The organism is Acinetobacter calcoaceticus DSM 30006 = CIP 81.8, assembly GCF_000368965.1.
Lineage (GTDB): Bacteria > Pseudomonadota > Gammaproteobacteria > Pseudomonadales > Moraxellaceae > Acinetobacter > Acinetobacter calcoaceticus.
In genome coordinates this window covers 799434-815902 of the sequence record NZ_KB849780.1, presented here as the reverse complement: position 1 = coordinate 815902, position 16469 = coordinate 799434, and the positions used below count along the sequence as shown (strand labels likewise).

13 protein-coding genes are annotated in these 16469 nt (G+C 38.8%); 4 read left to right on the top strand and 9 right to left on the bottom strand.

All coding sequences use genetic code 11. From position 1 onward, the window contains the following. Positions 1 to 3: 3 nt before the first annotated feature. The 4 genes from clpA to argC all read right to left on the bottom strand — a co-directional run bounded on the left by clpA (position 4) and on the right by argC (position 4602). On the bottom strand, positions 4 to 2280 hold the full coding sequence (gene clpA / locus F936_RS08770) for an ATP-dependent Clp protease ATP-binding subunit ClpA (protein ID WP_005046687.1): 2277 nt from the start codon (positions 2278 to 2280) through the stop codon (positions 4 to 6). A 9-nt stretch (positions 2281 to 2289) separates the two neighbouring features. Further along, positions 2290 to 2703, bottom strand: a complete 414-nt coding sequence (clpS, locus tag F936_RS08765) for an ATP-dependent Clp protease adapter ClpS (RefSeq protein ID WP_002121129.1) — start codon at positions 2701 to 2703, stop codon at positions 2290 to 2292. A 9-nt stretch (positions 2704 to 2712) separates the two neighbouring features. Then, positions 2713 to 3471 carry a DUF6776 family protein gene (locus F936_RS08760; protein WP_080595394.1) on the bottom strand — a complete coding sequence of 253 codons (759 nt, stop codon included), beginning with the start codon at positions 3469 to 3471 and terminating at the stop codon, positions 2713 to 2715. A gap of 75 nt (positions 3472 to 3546) precedes the next feature. Continuing rightward, the gene (argC, locus tag F936_RS08755; protein WP_017388248.1) at positions 3547 to 4602 is read right to left on the bottom strand and encodes an N-acetyl-gamma-glutamyl-phosphate reductase; all 1056 of its coding nucleotides are present in this window, start codon (positions 4600 to 4602) and stop codon (positions 3547 to 3549) included. Between the two features lie 184 nt (positions 4603 to 4786). Between argC and F936_RS08750 the strand changes: the two genes are divergently transcribed. After that, on the top strand, positions 4787 to 6310 hold the full coding sequence (locus tag F936_RS08750; protein WP_005046681.1) for a hypothetical protein: 1524 nt from the start codon (positions 4787 to 4789) through the stop codon (positions 6308 to 6310). Here F936_RS08750 and F936_RS08745 read toward each other — a convergent pair. Together F936_RS08745 and rpiA are read right to left on the bottom strand one after the other, a co-directional pair. Beyond that, positions 6307 to 6987: a YgjP family zinc-dependent metalloprotease gene (locus tag F936_RS08745; protein WP_005046677.1), complete on the bottom strand. Its 681-nt coding sequence runs from the start codon at positions 6985 to 6987 to the stop codon at positions 6307 to 6309. The two genes, F936_RS08750 and F936_RS08745, sit on opposite strands and share 4 nt — an antisense overlap. Beyond that, entirely contained in the window at positions 6987 to 7658 is a 672-nt protein-coding gene (rpiA, locus tag F936_RS08740; RefSeq protein ID WP_003652085.1) for a ribose-5-phosphate isomerase RpiA, read from the bottom strand. The genes F936_RS08745 and rpiA overlap by 1 nt, the downstream gene beginning before the upstream one ends. 101 nt (positions 7659 to 7759) lie before the next feature. Here rpiA and ilvA point away from each other — a divergent pair, with 101 nt between their 5' ends. The 3 genes from ilvA (at position 7760) to F936_RS08725 (ending at position 11458) form a co-directional block, all read left to right on the top strand. Further along, positions 7760 to 9307 (top strand): threonine ammonia-lyase, biosynthetic, encoded by a 1548-nt coding sequence (ilvA, locus tag F936_RS08735; RefSeq protein WP_171061263.1) that lies wholly within the window; start codon positions 7760 to 7762, stop codon positions 9305 to 9307. A gap of 145 nt (positions 9308 to 9452) precedes the next feature. After that, positions 9453 to 10103, top strand: coding sequence for a potassium channel family protein (locus F936_RS08730; protein WP_003652089.1), 651 nt, complete (start codon positions 9453 to 9455; stop codon positions 10101 to 10103). Between the two features lie 17 nt (positions 10104 to 10120). Then, positions 10121 to 11458 carry a TrkH family potassium uptake protein gene (locus F936_RS08725; RefSeq protein WP_005046673.1) on the top strand — a complete coding sequence of 446 codons (1338 nt, stop codon included), beginning with the start codon at positions 10121 to 10123 and terminating at the stop codon, positions 11456 to 11458. A gap of 42 nt (positions 11459 to 11500) precedes the next feature. Here the strand turns inward: F936_RS08725 and F936_RS08720 are convergent, their stop codons facing one another. The 3 genes from F936_RS08720 to F936_RS08710 form a co-directional block, all read right to left on the bottom strand. Continuing rightward, entirely contained in the window at positions 11501 to 12652 is a 1152-nt protein-coding gene (locus tag F936_RS08720) for a phospholipase A (protein WP_005046672.1), read from the bottom strand. A gap of 20 nt (positions 12653 to 12672) precedes the next feature. After that, positions 12673 to 15612, bottom strand: coding sequence for an insulinase family protein (locus F936_RS08715; RefSeq protein WP_005046671.1), 2940 nt, complete (start codon positions 15610 to 15612; stop codon positions 12673 to 12675). Positions 15613 to 15943: 331 nt separating this feature from the next. Next, on the bottom strand, positions 15944 to 16393 hold the full coding sequence (locus F936_RS08710; protein ID WP_005046669.1) for a GNAT family N-acetyltransferase: 450 nt from the start codon (positions 16391 to 16393) through the stop codon (positions 15944 to 15946). Positions 16394 to 16469 lie beyond the last annotated feature (76 nt).

Sequence of the window (16469 nt, the reverse complement as noted above, 5' to 3'; positions counted from 1 at the left end):
GAGTTATGCTGGTTCTGCCGTATGATGATCTTCAAACACTTCAAGTTTTAAGCCAACAGCTTTGCCATCTTCATTTTTCACTGATACAGCCACATTACCACCATGATCTGCCAGTTCACCAAACAAAATCATTTCAGCTAATGGTTTCTTCAAGTGTTCTTGAATGAGGCGTTGCATTGGACGTGCACCCATCAAGCGGTCATAACCATTTGTTGCCAACCAATCACGAGCACTTTGATCGACATCAAGTACAACTTGTTTGTCATCTAGTTGAGCTTGTAACTCTGTCAAGAATTTATCAACCACAGACTCAATAACAGTTGTTGGTAATGACTTGAATTGAATAACACTATCTAGACGGTTACGGAACTCTGGTGAGAAAGCACGTTTCATTGCTTCTTGGTTATCAGAACTATGATCTTGTTCAGTAAAACCAATACTCGCGCGAGAAATACTCTCTGCTCCCACATTCGTAGTCAGGACAATAATAACGTTTCTAAAGTCTGACTTACGTCCGTTGTTATCCGTTAAAGCACCATGATCCATGATTTGCAGCAAGAGATTGAACACATCTGGATGTGCTTTCTCAATTTCATCTAGCAATAAAACACAGTGCGGATTCTTATGGATCGCATCAGTTAACAGCCCACCTTGGTCATAACCCACATAACCCGGAGGTGCACCAATCAAACGTGAAACTGCATGACGTTCCATATATTCAGACATATCGAAACGCACCAGCTCCACACCTAACAACTTCGCCAGCTGTTTAGTGACTTCAGTTTTACCCACACCTGTTGGGCCAGCAAAAACAAAACTACCTACTGGCTTATCTGGTGATTTCAATCCAGCACGAGACAACTTGATTGCCGAGCCTAACGCTGTAATCGCTTCATCCTGACCAAACACAACACGTTTTAAATCACGCTCAAGATTTTCAAGCACTGACTTATCGTCTTTAGAAACAGTTTTTGGTGGAATACGAGCGATCTTAGAAACGATATCTTCGATATTCTCTACCGTAATCAAACTATCATCACTTTCAGCCTTCAAACGACGCTGAGCACCAGCTTCGTCAATCACATCAATTGCCTTGTCTGGCAAGAAACGATCATTAATGAATTTAGCAGAAAGCTCTACAGCTGATACCAATGCTTTATCGTCATATTGTACGTGGTGAAAATCTTCAAATTTAGATTTTAAGCCACGCAAAATATCAATTGTTTCAGAAATACTTGGCTCATTGACATCAATTTTCTGGAAACGACGTGATAACGCATGGTCTTTTTCAAAAACCTGACGATATTCTTGGAACGTCGTTGAACCGATACAACGCAAACTACCATTTGCCAAAGCTGGCTTGATGAGATTCGAAGCATCCATTGTGCTGCCCATACTTGAGCCCGCGCCAATGATCATATGAATTTCATCAATGAATAAAATCGCATTTGGATTTTTCTTCAAAGCATTAAGCAATTGTTTTAAACGTTTTTCAAAGTCACCTCGATATTTGGTCCCAGCAACTAATGCACCAATATCTAAACTATAAACTTCAGCCTGACTCAAAGGTTTAGGCGCCTTACCATTCACAATTAACCATGCCAAACCTTCAGCAATCGAGGTTTTACCAACGCCCGGATCACCGACAAGTAATGGATTATTTTTGCGACGGCGGCACAGAATTTGTGCTGTACGCTCAATTTCTTTTTCACGACCAATAAGTGGATCAGTTTTGCCTTTTTGCGCTTCAACATTTAAGTTCAGCGTATAAAGCTCTAATGGCCCTGCATTGCCCGTACTCGTTTCACCCTCAATATCTTCAACTTCTTCTTCAACTTGCACTTCATCTTTACGTGTCCCATGAGACAAGTATTGAGTCAATGTCAATCGATTGATTTGATGACGTTTAAGCAAATACACAGCAAAAGAATCACGCTCTGAATACATTGCGACCAAAACATCCGCACCTTCAACAGTACGATCGCCGCCACTTGATTGCACATGGAAAATAGCACGTTGCAAAATGCGGTCGAAACTTTCTGTTGGATGAGGCGCCTGCTCGCTATTTTCGCCAAGCTTAGGAGTATGTTGTTCTACATATTCTTCTAATTCTTTACGTAAAGAAACTATATCAGCCCCACATGCCTTTAACGCATTCACGGCCGAATCGTTGTCGAGTAGCGCTAATAATAAATGTTCAACTGTAAGAAACTCATGTCTCTTTTGACGAGCCATGCTAACAGCCAAACGTAATGATACTTCTAATTGACGACTGAGCATGTAACCCCCTTATGCTTTAGGCTCAATCTGGCAAAGTAATGGATGACCTTGCGATCGAGCGTAATTATTAACAAGGTTTGCTTTGGTTTCCGCGATGTCTCTTGGATATACCCCAGCAATACCTTTACCTTCATAGTGTACTGTTAGCATTACTTGAGTTGCTTGGTCAAGATTCATTGCAAAGTATTGTTGTAAAATTTCAATTACAAAGTCCATTGGCGTGTAATCGTCATTCATTAAGACGACTGCATATAACGGCGGACGCTTGAGTTCAGGAGGTGCTGTTTGTACAACAACCTCTCCGTCATGATCTTCGTTTTGCGAATCACTTAAGCGTGGATGGAAGTGCCAATCGACATAACCAGACTGCTGAAAAGAAGCCTTGATATCTTTTAAGTTTGTTTGACGCTTATTTGTTCGCATAGGATGTTACTATTGTGAATTTGCTTCAGCTTGAGGAATTTCTGCCACAAAAGCAGAAGATGTTTCGACAGGTTTACCGCGCTGCCAACTAAAACGTTTAATAACTGGTGTATCAGAACCGCCTGTTAAACGTACCTCAATAAATTGAGGTATAAAACCTTTAGGCATCGTCCAACGACCTGTTAAACGCTCAAAATCAGTAAAGTTAAAGTTTTTAGCCTCAAGTGGCACAACCAAAACTTCTGTATCTTTAATGAGTCTTATCTCAATCGATCCTGAAGCACGGCGCTTGCTTGGGCTCACCTGCACTAAATCTAACTGATATTCATAAGCATTTTCAGGCAGAGGTTTGATCGCCAAATTTTGAATCGTCAAGCTTAGACCACCGCGCTGCCTCAAGATATCACGGTAGATATTACTCATACCTTCTTGCTGCGTTTTATCAGCATTGGCCTGATTAAGGGCTTCAAACAGATCATTTGCATTTGTTACAGCAACATCACGCTCTTGTACCGCAGCATTCAGGCTTTTATTAACCGCATCCAAAGCTGTTTTTTGCTTTTGCACCACTTCAACTAATTGCTCTGCATCTGCATCGTAACCTACAACAGTTAGACCTTGACGGTGACCAATTGTGTAGCCGAGCGCAAGACAACCACTCATTAAAATAGCCGCACCAATAAACAAAGGTTTATTGGTATTTAAAAATTTTTTCTTTTGCAACGAACTTTCTGCTGAAGTCGTCTGTCCAGAGTTTTGCATCGTCATCTCAGTGTTTAAGATCAGAGTCAAGACACACATTTAAATCGAAATTTAAATGTGTGTGAAGCAAAAAAGAGTTTTTTATGGTAATAAACCAATCCCTTGTAAGCCTTCATCTTCATCAAAGCCGAACATAAGGTTCATATTTTGTACAGCTTGACCAGATGCACCCTTCACAAGGTTATCTTGTACCGCAAGAATAATAAGTTTATTCGGCTGCGGCTTATATAAAGCAATACGAAGCTCATTCGCACCGCGCACACTACGTGTTTCAGGCGAACTGTTAGCAGGCATCACATCAACAAATTTTTCATTTGCATAAAAGTGCTCATACAATGCCTGAATATCCGTTTGTTTTCCAGCTTCTGTCAAATCGACATAGATTGTGCTGAGCATACCGCGAATCATTGGAACTAAATGAGGAACAAACAAGAGCCCTTCAAAGCCACCTTTTTGCCCCGCAATATTTTCTAATGCTTCAACAATTTCTGGGTGGTGACGGTGACCCGCAACCCCATAGGCCTTGAAGTTATCAGCATTTTCGCTATAGATCATGCCTAAGCTTGCTTTACGGCCTGCTCCTGAAACACCTGATTTCGCATCAATAATAATATTTTTTGTTTCAATCAATGCTTGTGCTGATTTCAAAAGTGGAGCCAAACCCAATTGAACAGTAGTCGGGTAGCAACCAGGGTTACCAATCACTTGCGCCTGTTTAATTTTTTCGCGGTTTAGTTCAGCCAAACCATATACTGAGTTTTCCAGAACGTCTGGGCAAGCATGTTCCATGCCATACCATTTCTCAAACTGCTCAAGATTTTGTAAACGAAAATCAGCAGCCAAATCAATAACTTTTGTGCCAGCCGCAATCAATTCTTTTGCATGTTGCATAGCAACACCGTGAGGAGTCGCAAAAAACACAACATCACACTTTTTTAAATCATCAATATTTAAATCTGAAAATTGAAGATCAGTATGTCCACGTAAATTAGGGAACATGTCTGCAACTGGTTTGCCCGCTTCTGTACGTGAAGTAAGAACTCGAACCTGCGCTTTAGGATGTCGTAATAAAATACGTAATAGTTCAACGCCTGTATAACCCGTTCCACCAACAATTCCGACAGAAATCACGTGCATTACCTCAATTTTTGAATCTATACTTGTGCAGTAGTATGACAGGATGTCCAAGCTTACAAAACCATTTCATGCTTGGTAATTTTAATTTTTTTAATTTTAGCGACAATTAGATAGCACTTATTCAACTGTCATAACTAAACAAATATCAGCAAATAAATATCAGATTTAATTTTGGAGAGCTAGGATGCTTCATCAATCAAAAGAAACAAAATTACACACTTACCTTGGCTTGAGCACCTTAATTTTAAGTGCACTACTTGTAGGTTGCGGAGGTGGAGGCAGTAGTAGTGGCAACTCACCAAGCACTCCAACACCCATTGATCCTACTCCAGAGGCAACGACTGATGTTACTCTTAAATCTCCTGTAGAAATGCGTAATATTCAACTCAAAGTATATGACAACACCACTAACTCTGTTTTGGTAGATACTTCAATTGCAAGTTTAAACAGCTTTAATGTCAAAATTCCTACCGCTAAATTGAATCGTTTATATCGTGTAGAAATTACGACTCAAAATTCATCTCAAGTATTTGATCCAATTACTTCAACATACCAAAATTTCTCTGGTATTTATCATGCGTTTATTACACCGAACAGTGTAAGTGGCAGAACCCTATCCGTAAGTCCAAGCAGTGAAGCAATTTACCAACGCGCTGTTATACGTTCAGGACAACTTCCTCAAGAGACGATTGACCCAACACGCATTGAGCAATTGCATGTGGATTTAGCTTCTCAAGACGTTTATAGATCTCTTCTTAATGCGTTCAAAGATGCCGACATTCCAAGTTTAAGTCCAGCCAATCCCCTTACGGTTTTAACTTTATTGCAGTACTCAACTAAAAAACCTAGTACATATGTAGATAGTTATCTTAGCTTTGGCTACTTACAACATTGGTCAACTTTTCATAGCGGAGTAACTACATACCAAGAACTCATTAAAAGTTTGGCAACCGATTTAAAAGATGGCTTTTTAGATGGGAAAAAACTTCATGGGGATCAAACGACTTTTACCCCTATTTTCACATCTGCTCCAGATAATATTGATCCAGTTAAAAATACACTGTTAGATATCGCAGCTAATCAAAAAACAACACGTGATTCTTTTGCAACCAATTTAAAAGCCGCTACTTTAAAATTGGCAGATACCCAAAACCAATCCAGTTTAGATCAAACAGGCTATGATCTACTGCAAAAGAAACTATATTCAGGAGTCGTACCTGCCGGAAATACAACTGACTTTTTCCGTATAGATGGGGCTGGTGATTATCGTCGTGCTGTAGGTTTTAGCGGTATTACAGCGACCTGTAACGGTTCTGCATATCCTTGCAAACAAGGTTTGACTAGCATTAATCTGTCCGACCCCAAACTACCAGCTACAGACTATTTAGTAGGTCACTATGAAGACACTGCAACAGGTTGCCAACTTAATTTCCGTGCGAATGGTCAAATCGAACTTATTAAAGGATCACAGACTTATCGCTCTGCTTTAAGCGCTGATAGTACAGATAATCTATTGCAAACAGATGCTGCAAGCTTAAGTTATTTACTGAACTCAAGTTCAGCCGAACCAAATAACTCAACGCAGCAATACAACTTTATACAATTATCGATTAAAGCAAATAAAATTGTGAGTGCCAAAGCAGGTCTAGATAGCCGAAAAGCACCAGATAACTTACAAACCCCACAATTAGAATGTAGTTTTAGTTAATTTGAGACATACCACCATGCAGGCAACGGATTTGATTTAAGTTGTCTGCGGTGTCTTTGAAAATATGGATCGTATTTTTCAACTTCTGCCCAAAATGCAGGGCTATGATCAAAATGTTTAGTATGCGCTAACTCATGAATAGCAACATAGCGAGCAATCTCATGTGGCATGAGCACCAAACCTGCATGCAGCATAATATTATGCTGACTACTACAACTTCCCCAACGAGTTTTGGGACGGCGGATTGAACATTCGCTGTAATTTAGACGAGTTTGCTCACTTAAATCGTTTAAAAGCTTTGGTAATTCTTGTTTTGCAAAAGCAATAACTGCACTTTGCAACGCCAAATATGGCTGCGTATCTTTAATAAATAGACAGTTATTTTCCCAATCAAGTTGGAAAACACGATGTTGCTTTTGAACAATAACTTGAAATGGTTGCTCTTTATTAAAAAAATAAATTTCTGAAGGAATCTCAAGCGAATTAGATTGAACGTGTTGTTGCTTATTCCAAGTTTCGATCAACCATTGCTCAGATTGTGCTAAAAAAAGTTGAATTTGATTCTTACTACAAAACAAAGGAACTGTCAGGCGTATTGAAGCTGGCTCAACACGTAAGCGCAATTTTCTTGCCCTTACGTGTCGAACGATTTTAATCTCTGGCATTTTTGCAGACATTACTGTGCTGTACGCTCTTCAATACCGTTATTTGTTGCAACAATTGCAATCGTTGCTGGGTTTAAAGCGAAAATACCATTAGTCACAACACCTGGAATGTTATTAATGGTTTTTTCTACATCAATCGCATTTAAAATATTAAGATTAAATACATCCAAAATCACATTACCGTTATCTGTTACGACGCCTTCGCGATAAACCGGATCACCACCTAAAGCCACTAGTTTACGAGCAACTGCCGAACGAGCCATTGGAATGACTTCAACTGGGAGTGGAAAATCACGACCAAGTTGATCAACCCACTTTGAATCATCAACAATACAAACAAATTTCTTAGCAATTGAAGCTACAATTTTTTCACGTGTTAATGCAGCACCACCGCCTTTAATCATATGCATATGACGGTCAATCTCATCTGCACCATCAACATAGGCATCTAAACCACCTACATGATTCATATCTACAACTTCAATGCCTAATTTTTTAAGGCGATCGGCAGTTGCTTGAGAACTTGCCACAGCAGCTTCTAATTGCAATTCAGGCAATAAATCAATTAGAAAGTTTACTGTACTTCCAGTCCCAACCCCCAAAATGCCACCTTTGGGTAAGTGTTTTAAAGCAGCTTTCGCAGCAGCTTGTTTCTTTTCATCTTGGGTTGCATATAGACTCATGACATCACTCAACTATTTTTTGACATTTATGCACCAATAATCGGCGCAAATGCACAGGGGTTTGCTACAATAACTTCCTATTTTAAACTGTTATAGGGAAGATGAACATGCTGTCTCGTGTGGTACGACAAATTTTACAAGCAACGGTTTATGATGTTGCAATTGAAACACCTCTCGAAGCAGCTCCACGAATTAGTCAAAAATTAAATAATATTATTCGTTTTAAACGTGAAGATTTACAGCCTGTTTTTTCTTTTAAATTACGCGGTGCCTATAACCGTATTAGCCAATTACCTAAAGAACAACTCGAACGTGGGGTAATTTGTGCATCTGCTGGTAACCATGCTCAAGGCGTAGCATTATCAGGTCAACGTTTAGGAATTCCAGCGATTATTGTCATGCCAAGCACGACTCCTGACATTAAAGTTCAAGCAGTTAAGCGCTTAGGCGGTCAAGTTGTATTACATGGCGATAGTTTCGATATAGCAAATAAATATGCGCAACAACGTGCCGAAGTTGAAGGCCTTGTATTTATTCCACCTTATGACGATGAACTTGTCATTGCTGGTCAAGGTACAATTGCAAATGAAATATTACGTCAATGGCGTGATGTAGAATATGTGTTTGTTGCTGTAGGTGGTGGTGGCCTTATTTCAGGCGTAGCGGCTTACCTTGGTGAAGTTGCACCTCATGTGAAAATTATTGGTGTTGAATATGAAGAATCTGCGTGTTTAAAAGCAGCCTTAGAAGCAAATGAACGTGTAATCTTGCCGCATGTAGGCTTGTTTGCAGATGGTACAGCTGTTGCACAAATCGGTGCTTTGCCATTTGATATTATTCGTCTACGTAAGTCTGATAATTCTGGTCCTATTGTTGACCCAGCGATTGTGACTGTAAATACAGATGAAATCTGTGCGGCAATTAAAGATACCTTCGACGAAAACCGCAGTATTGTTGAGCCTTCAGGTGCGATGGCCCTCGCTGGCATCAAAAAATATATTACCGAACATAAAATCAGCAATAAAAATATTGTGTCGATTGTATGTGGCGCCAATATGAATTTTGACCGTCTACGTTATATTGCTGAGCGTACCGAGTTAGGTGAACAGCGTGAAGCCATTTATGCGGTGACACTACCAGAAGAAAAAGGCGCATTCTTAGGCTTCTGTCGCGCTTTACAGGGCCGTAATATTACCGAGTTCAACTACCGAGCAAACAACACAGAAGAAGCGCAAGTCTTTGTTGGTATTAGCTTAAAAGGCGGCGATGCTGAGCGCCATGAAATTTTAGAACAATTGAAGCAACAAAATTATGTGGTAGATGATCTATCTGATGATGAGGTTGCCAAATTACACATTCGTTATTTGATTGGCGGTCATGCAAATCTGGACGATGAAAGATTGTTCCGCGTTGAGTTCCCTGAACGTCCAGGTGCCCTCTTAACCTTCTTAACTCGTTTAGGCCCAACCCATAATATTACGTTGTTCCATTACCGTAACCACGGTGCGGCAGAAGGACGTGTATTAGTCGGCTTACAAGCGACCGATGCGAAACAAAATCCAGATGGATTAATTGAAACTCTTGAGCAGATTAGCTATCCGTATGCAGAAATTACGAATAATGTCGGCTACAAACGTTTCTTAAAATAATCTTTGATTTTGATGAATAAGCCGACAAATTTGTCGGCTTATTCATATAATTATTTTAATATTTGCATCATATTTACATTGCCTCTCTTTATCTCAAAGAAAATATCCTTAAAAATAAACGTCTAATCAGGAAACAAGGACCAACATGGCACAGTTTGCAGTCATTGGCTTAGGGAGTTTCGGAGCAACTGTTGCTCAAGAGCTCACAAAATTAAATCATGATGTTATTGGCATTGATACGGTAAAAAAGAATGTTGAAAATCTTGCCAACGTTTTAACCCATGCCGTCATTGCCGATGCGACCGACGAACATGTACTTGATGAACTTAATATTCAAAATTGTGATGCAGTTGTTGTAGCAATTGGTGAAGATATTGAAGCAAGTATCTTATGTGTCCTGAATTTAAAAAATTTAGGTATGGACAAGATTTGGGTAAAAGCAAAAACCAAAGCTCATCACACCATTTTGTCGCATCTCAATATCAATAAAATTATTCATCCTGAAGAAGATATGGGGGTACGCGTTGCTCAAGCCCTAAACTATCCAATGGTGAGTCGTTATATGTCCCTGGACGATGACCACTACATTATTAAAATTGAAATTCCTGAAAAACTTAATGGCATTAACTTATATGGCATTATGCAGCAAGCACCACAAGTCAAAACGTTACTCTTAAAAAGACAGCAGCAAATTTTGTTTGAGACCGAAGACAGTTTCACCTTGCAAACTCATGATATTCTTATTTTAGAAGGTCATTTACCGCAGTTAAAGAAACTTTCTAATTGCTTCATATAAGAAAAGAAATCTAGAATATGTCTATATATCCCAAGCCCCATAAAACATTAAATTTAAGCCCTCCTTCACTCTTAGCACTGGGGTTTCTGGGCTTTATTATTTTTGGCACGTTATTACTAAAACTGCCGTTTGCCAATACAGGTGATGTGAGCTGGATGGATGCGCTCTTTACAGCAACCTCAGCAGTCACAATCACCGGCCTATCTGTTTTAAATATTCATGAGTCTTTTACCCTGTTCGGGCAAACTATTATTTTATTGCTGATTCAATCTGGTGGATTGGGTTTTATGACTTTTGCAATATTGGCAGCACTAAGTTTGTCACCTAAAGTTGGCCTTAAGCAGCAAATGATGGCACAAGATAGTCTCGGACAAACAAGCCTATCGAAAGTTACTTTTGTAGCTAAAGGGGTTGTAACTTATACTCTTATTTTTGAGCTTATTGGTACGATTATTCTCACTACTGCTTTTACACCGACTTACGGCTTTGCGCGTGGACTATATTATGCAGTTTTTTATAGTATTTCTTCATTTAACAATGCTGGTTTTTCATTATTTTCCAATAGCTTAATAAATTTCCAAAGTAACTACCTGATTTGTATAACCATTAGCATACTTTACACCTTAGGTGGCCTTGGCTTTTTGGTTTTAATGGACATTAAACAAAATAAAAAATGGAAAAAACTCACTCCAAATAGCAAGCTTATTCTCACGACTATTGCAGTTATTAACCTTATTGCATTTATTTTAATATGGGTTTTAGAAGCTCAAAATCCTCATACCCTAGGAATGCTCAGTATTGGTGATCAAGCATTAAATGCTTGGTTTCAAGCCACTGTTCCGAGATCTTCAGGTTTTAATACCATTGATACAGGTTCAATGACCAACAGCAGTTCCTTAGTCATGATGTTGCTTATGTTTATTGGTGGCGGTTCACTCAGTACAGCAGGTGGAATTAAAGTTGGAACCTTTGTAATTTTAGTGCTCAGTGTTATTTCATTTTTACGGCGCACAGATGAAATTCGAATATTTAATCATTCAGTCGCACATGAAACCACTTATAAAGCTTTAGCTGTAACTGCAATTACGAGCATACTCATTTTCATGGGATTCTTTATTATTTTGCTTTTAGAACCTAAAACAGACTTTATGAACTTGCTGTTTGAGGTTGTTTCAGCAGCTTGTACTGTGGGGCTTTCTCGTGGAATCACGCCTGAGTTACATAACGGTAGTCTATTCGTCCTAAGCTTACTGATGTTTGCTGGGCGACTTGGTCCATTAACTCTGGCCTATTTAATTGCCACTCCTAAAAAAAGTCGACTCAAACATCCTCAAGCCAACATTCAAATTGGATAATAAAAATGCCGCTATAAAAGCGGCATTTTTATAAGTAAAGACTTAGTACCAATTCATGAGTGAAACACCCAATCCCGCGTAAGTTGCTCGATGATTATAGTCAATTAAACTTTCACCATAACCATTAAACAGCTGGAAGTGTCCACGCAGTTTGCCACTGATTGGAAAAGCCCAATCAAATTGAACAGCACCATGAGAATCATCACCACCTTTCAAAGAGTGACGCAGCATTAAAGAGAAGTCATTTTCCTTCCACTTATAAAATGCTGTTAAATCACCACGACCGATGTAATTTTCCATATCCGGGTTATTATCGTCTTTGCTGTCTTCTTCAATGCGCACCCACGGACGAAGCATTAAAGCAAAGTTACCGCGCTCTAACCCCACATTAAAGATTACACGGTTCCAGCTACGAGATAATGGATCTGAACGACCATTTGATTGGTGATTTAAAGTGACTCCAAGCAAACGACCATCTAGACCAAGCAATTCATAGTTCGTTCTAAACATTAAACTTGCTTCAGGTTCATAATTCGTTTCGCGGAAAGGACGAGACTCTTCAGCATTGAATGTCTGCCAACGTGAAGATTGTGTATAACCTACCCACAAATCGCCATTGTTGCCAAAAATATTTTCCCAAGCTTTAGTTTTTAAAGAAATCTGAAACTTACTTTCTGTTGACTTCAGATTTTGATCTTCTGTCACCGTATTGTTTGGGTTCGGACTATGTGGTAACTCATTTTTGTCACTGGTCCAGAATACAGGCAACAAATAGACTGGTTGATAAGCACGAATATTCCAAACCCCTAGTTTACTTTTTTCAGACAACTCCCAACGTTGATCTAGTAAAGAAGTAGTAGGTTCAAGTTTTGGTGCTTTACCAATTATTTTGATATTACTCACTGTATCTACCACCTTCTCTTTAAAGGTTTCAGGTGGAACAGCAGGTGCATCAATTTTTTTAACAGGCTCTGGTACAGCCGCAGCTTGAGTAACTGGTAAAGCTGCTGGTTTAAATACAGAGTCATAACAAGCCAGACGATCGGCATTCGAAGCAAGAGCAACACATGCATCTACTGTCGCAGGGGTTACAGGTGCCAAGGTGTCAGCATATGTCACAGACGCACACAAACAGCTAAGCACGATTCCCATGCTTAGCTGTAAAGATGTGCGTTCAAATTGTATGAACGCCATGTTCATCTCCAATTTTTATTTTAATTAACTTGTTGAATGGTAAAACCTAATTGCTGCAATTCATCGCGTTTTGCAAATGGCGCAACTACAGCTTTTACAGGAGTTTGCTCAACTAAATATTGACGAGCAACACGTTGTAAATCCTCTAATGTTACATGCAACAATCTCTCACGTAAGATACGGCGGAAAGTTGGTGTTCTTGCATGCAACAATGCATAACATGCTGTAATCGCCTCACCGGCTGGTGAACCTGGTTTATCCATACTTGCAACGAGTCCAAGAATCGCTTCTTCAAGCTGATAAGGCTGTTGTTCCGTATTTAATAACCATTGCACACTTGCTTCGAAGTCTTTGAAAGTTTCTGCTAAACGTGGGTCACGGTAACTATAGAAACGGAATGAACATGCATTCCCATCATAACTTGCTCCGCCACCATATGCACCGCCTTTTTCACGAATGGCACTGTGTAAGAATCCATTACGTAAATAAGCTGCCAAGACCATTAAGGGAGCCGCATCTGGATGCGATACATCGACAGCCTGATAAGCAGAAGCACAGAACTGAACATTTGCCTGAATTAACCATGCTTCATGATTATTATCATTTGTTTGTTCTACGTGAGTTAACTCTGTTGCAGTTGCATCAACGTTTAGTTTATCCCAAACATTTTGGATTTCTTCAACCAAACGCTCAGACTGATGTTCTTCACATACAAGTAAGAACTGTTTAGGCGCTTGCAACAATTTACGATGAATGCGCTTTAATTCCGCAATCAGCTCATCATAAGCTGCATCATCTTGGGTAATTTTAGCAACAAGCTCACCCAACCAATTTAATGCACCCAAACCAGTGTTTTGATAGTCACGTTGAGCCAAGGCACTCATATTACGTGATGCAATTTGCATTGCATAACTATGACCTGCGCCAGACAACCGAGATTGCCAACGTGTTTTACGCTGTTGCAATAACTCAATAATGCGCTCTTTCTCATCAAAACGAAGCTGTTCAAATGCTAACTTTAATAAATGAATTGCATCATTTTTTTGAGTTAAAGATTTAGTCGTTAATGTTAACCAAGCACTGATTTTATCTTTATCGTCGACTTTACTACGTAAAGAAGCACCCATACCCAAACCACCACTTACAGCAGTTTGTAAGTTTTGTAGTTCAAGATAATCATATTCACCTGCTCCAACTTCACCCATTAAAATAGAGAGCAAATTGAAATAAGGAGACATTACAATATCTTCAGGAATCTGAATGAGGACTTGTTGATAGTAAATACCATTCGTACCAGCATGATACAAATTCAATGGCGTATCCATGCGATTGCAAAGAATCTCGCGCAATTGACCCTGCACAATATGCAAGTCAGCAGGTACATCTTCCAAGCCTACTTTTGGTAATAGTTCAAGGTTATCTGGAGTATCCTGACGCTCCTCTAGAGCCTTGGTATTAGCGATAATTTCAGCCTTATCAGCATCTGTTAGTTTTTCACCAATAGCAGCTAAACGTGCTTTTTCTGCCTCTTGCTCTTTTACAGACTTAGTTGGGTCTGGAACTAGAGTCATCTGTACGCGATGTGGGTTGTCTAGCAAATGTGTTTGAATTAGATTTGATAACCACATTGGGTCTTTCAACTCTTCTTTAACTTGTGCAATTGCGCTATCAACATCCCAAATTTGAATTGGGTCATTATGGTGAATTGCGCCACTTAAGCCATTTAGAATTAGACTTAAACCATATGGTGTACCATCACCATTGATTTCACGTTGATGTAATTCAATTTGATGTAAAATTGCATCGACTAAATCGCTATCAATTGGTTTGGCAGCGACATCACTTAAAATATTTAAAACGCCATCTTTAAAGGTTTCAGCATGCTCAGGGTTTGAACCTTGAACACCACAATAGAACGTCATTTCAAAGTTACTGTCGTCTACACCCATTAATGGACCAGTGGATTGAGCATATCCACACGTTTCTAAATAATGGCGCAGTGGTGAAGCTGAATTTTCTAATAAAATTCCTTCAACTAAACGCATTCCCAAACGTAATTTAACATCATTTGCTTCGGGTAATAACCAAGATAAGACATGATAAGTTTTATCTTTTAAATCATCACTATCAACGCCATAATTTTCTGTTACTTCAATTGGCGCAGCTAAACGTTTTTCAGGCTTAGAATATAAAGTTGTACCCGCAGAAAACTTATTTAGAGCTAGTTTTTCAAATTGCTCTTGTAATTCATAAGCTGTTTGATTCCCGAAAGTCATAAACACCGCATTACTTGGGTGGTAATGTACCTTATAAAAATCGACTAACTGCTCATACGTTAAATCAGGAATATCTTTCGGGTCACCGCCTGAATTGTAATGATAGGTCGTTTCAGGAAATAAATGATGAGCCAACTGATGATAAAGTTGGTCAGACGGCGCACTCATTGCACCCTTCATTTCATTAAAAACGACACCTTTATAAACAGGTTGCTCATTTTCAAGTTCAATGCGAATACCTTCTTGAGCAAAATCAAGTGGATTCAAGTTGGCAGCAAATGCCGCATCAAGATAAACAGAAAGTAAATTTTGGAAATCTTTTTTATTTTGAGTAGCAAATGGATATGCGGTCCAATCTGCTGCTGTAAATGCGTTCATGAAAGTATTTAAAGAACGACGAATCATTAAAAAGAACGGATCACGTACCGGAAACTTTTCAGATCCACACAAAGCTGTATGCTCTAAAATATGCGCAGTGCCTTTAGAGTCCATAGGTTGTGTTCTAAAAGCAACAAGAAATACATTTTCATCATAGTCAGTTGCCAAGTGATAATGCACCGCACCTGTGACTTTATGCTTATATTCAGACACTAAAATATCTAATGCTTCTACATGGTGCTGACGTAGCAACTGAAACGCAGGGTGAACAGTTTGAGAAATGGTTTCAGTGACATCTACAGTCATGTGATCTCCTAAAATATCGAATAAGTGAATAAGTCTCATTATAGCCTGAGTCAGCTTGAGATTGGCGAACAAAAGCCAAGTAAAATACTATGTTTTTGTTGAGTATTAGTTTTCAGAGGCACAGCTTTGATATCAAGCACATAGCCATGAATGTTTATCCTAACAGAACAAAACATCTTAATTCTATGTATATGCGATGCAATAAATAAAAAAGCCCATCAATTTGAGTCATTTGCCCCACCAAGCCCCTAAACAAAGTAATTCCGATGAATAGGTTATTTAGTTTCAAAGGCATACTTAACTTACGATTAGATTTTAAATATCAAAAATATCATTTCATTTTTTTAGAAAAATTACTATTCGGCATATTTGTCTCGGAATACCCCATTTTCTTATAAAAAGCAGCTGCTCTATGAGTGTCTGTATATAAAACTATTTCATTAAAATATTTTTTAGTATGCTCTTCTACAGATCTAAGTAATAATTCACCCACACCCTGTCGTCTATATTCAGGATGTACATAAAAACGCCTTAAGCAACCTATTCCTATATCTTCAGTAGCATTAATTCCGCCAATAGCAATTATTTTTTCATTCTGCTGAATACCAAATAGAGCCTCTCCTTCTTGATCAAAACAATTTTTACCAGATTGATATTCATCTATCAATCTATTGATAAATCTAAAACCCTCATTCTGAGAAACTAAACTTAATTCAATAATTTGCTCTGGTAACTCATCAATTTTTTGTACTAAAAACTGATCTAAAGAATACTCAAACAACAATAGCTCCCCACTTATCTTTGAATTAACTGAATTTTATTCAACAAACTACAGCAAATCCAAGCAATGGTGTAAA

Excerpts from the sequence above, each read along its gene's own strand:
- clpA (WP_005046687.1), bottom strand. The coding sequence starts at position 2,280 with ATGCTCAGTCGTCAATTAGAAGTATCATTACGTTTGGCTGTTAGCATG.
- clpS (WP_002121129.1), bottom strand. The coding sequence starts at position 2,703 with ATGCGAACAAATAAGCGTCAAACAAACTTAAAAGATATCAAGGCTTCT.
- F936_RS08760 (WP_080595394.1), bottom strand. The coding sequence starts at position 3,471 with ATGACGATGCAAAACTCTGGACAGACGACTTCAGCAGAAAGTTCGTTG.
- argC (WP_017388248.1), bottom strand. The coding sequence starts at position 4,602 with ATGCACGTGATTTCTGTCGGAATTGTTGGTGGAACGGGTTATACAGGC.
- F936_RS08750 (WP_005046681.1), top strand. The coding sequence starts at position 4,787 with ATGCTTCATCAATCAAAAGAAACAAAATTACACACTTACCTTGGCTTG.
- F936_RS08745 (WP_005046677.1), bottom strand. The coding sequence starts at position 6,987 with ATGTCTGCAAAAATGCCAGAGATTAAAATCGTTCGACACGTAAGGGCA.
- rpiA (WP_003652085.1), bottom strand. The coding sequence starts at position 7,658 with ATGAGTCTATATGCAACCCAAGATGAAAAGAAACAAGCTGCTGCGAAA.
- ilvA (WP_171061263.1), top strand. The coding sequence starts at position 7,760 with ATGAACATGCTGTCTCGTGTGGTACGACAAATTTTACAAGCAACGGTT.
- F936_RS08730 (WP_003652089.1), top strand. The coding sequence starts at position 9,453 with ATGGCACAGTTTGCAGTCATTGGCTTAGGGAGTTTCGGAGCAACTGTT.
- F936_RS08725 (WP_005046673.1), top strand. The coding sequence starts at position 10,121 with ATGTCTATATATCCCAAGCCCCATAAAACATTAAATTTAAGCCCTCCT.
- F936_RS08720 (WP_005046672.1), bottom strand. The coding sequence starts at position 12,652 with ATGGCGTTCATACAATTTGAACGCACATCTTTACAGCTAAGCATGGGA.
- F936_RS08715 (WP_005046671.1), bottom strand. The coding sequence starts at position 15,612 with ATGACTGTAGATGTCACTGAAACCATTTCTCAAACTGTTCACCCTGCG.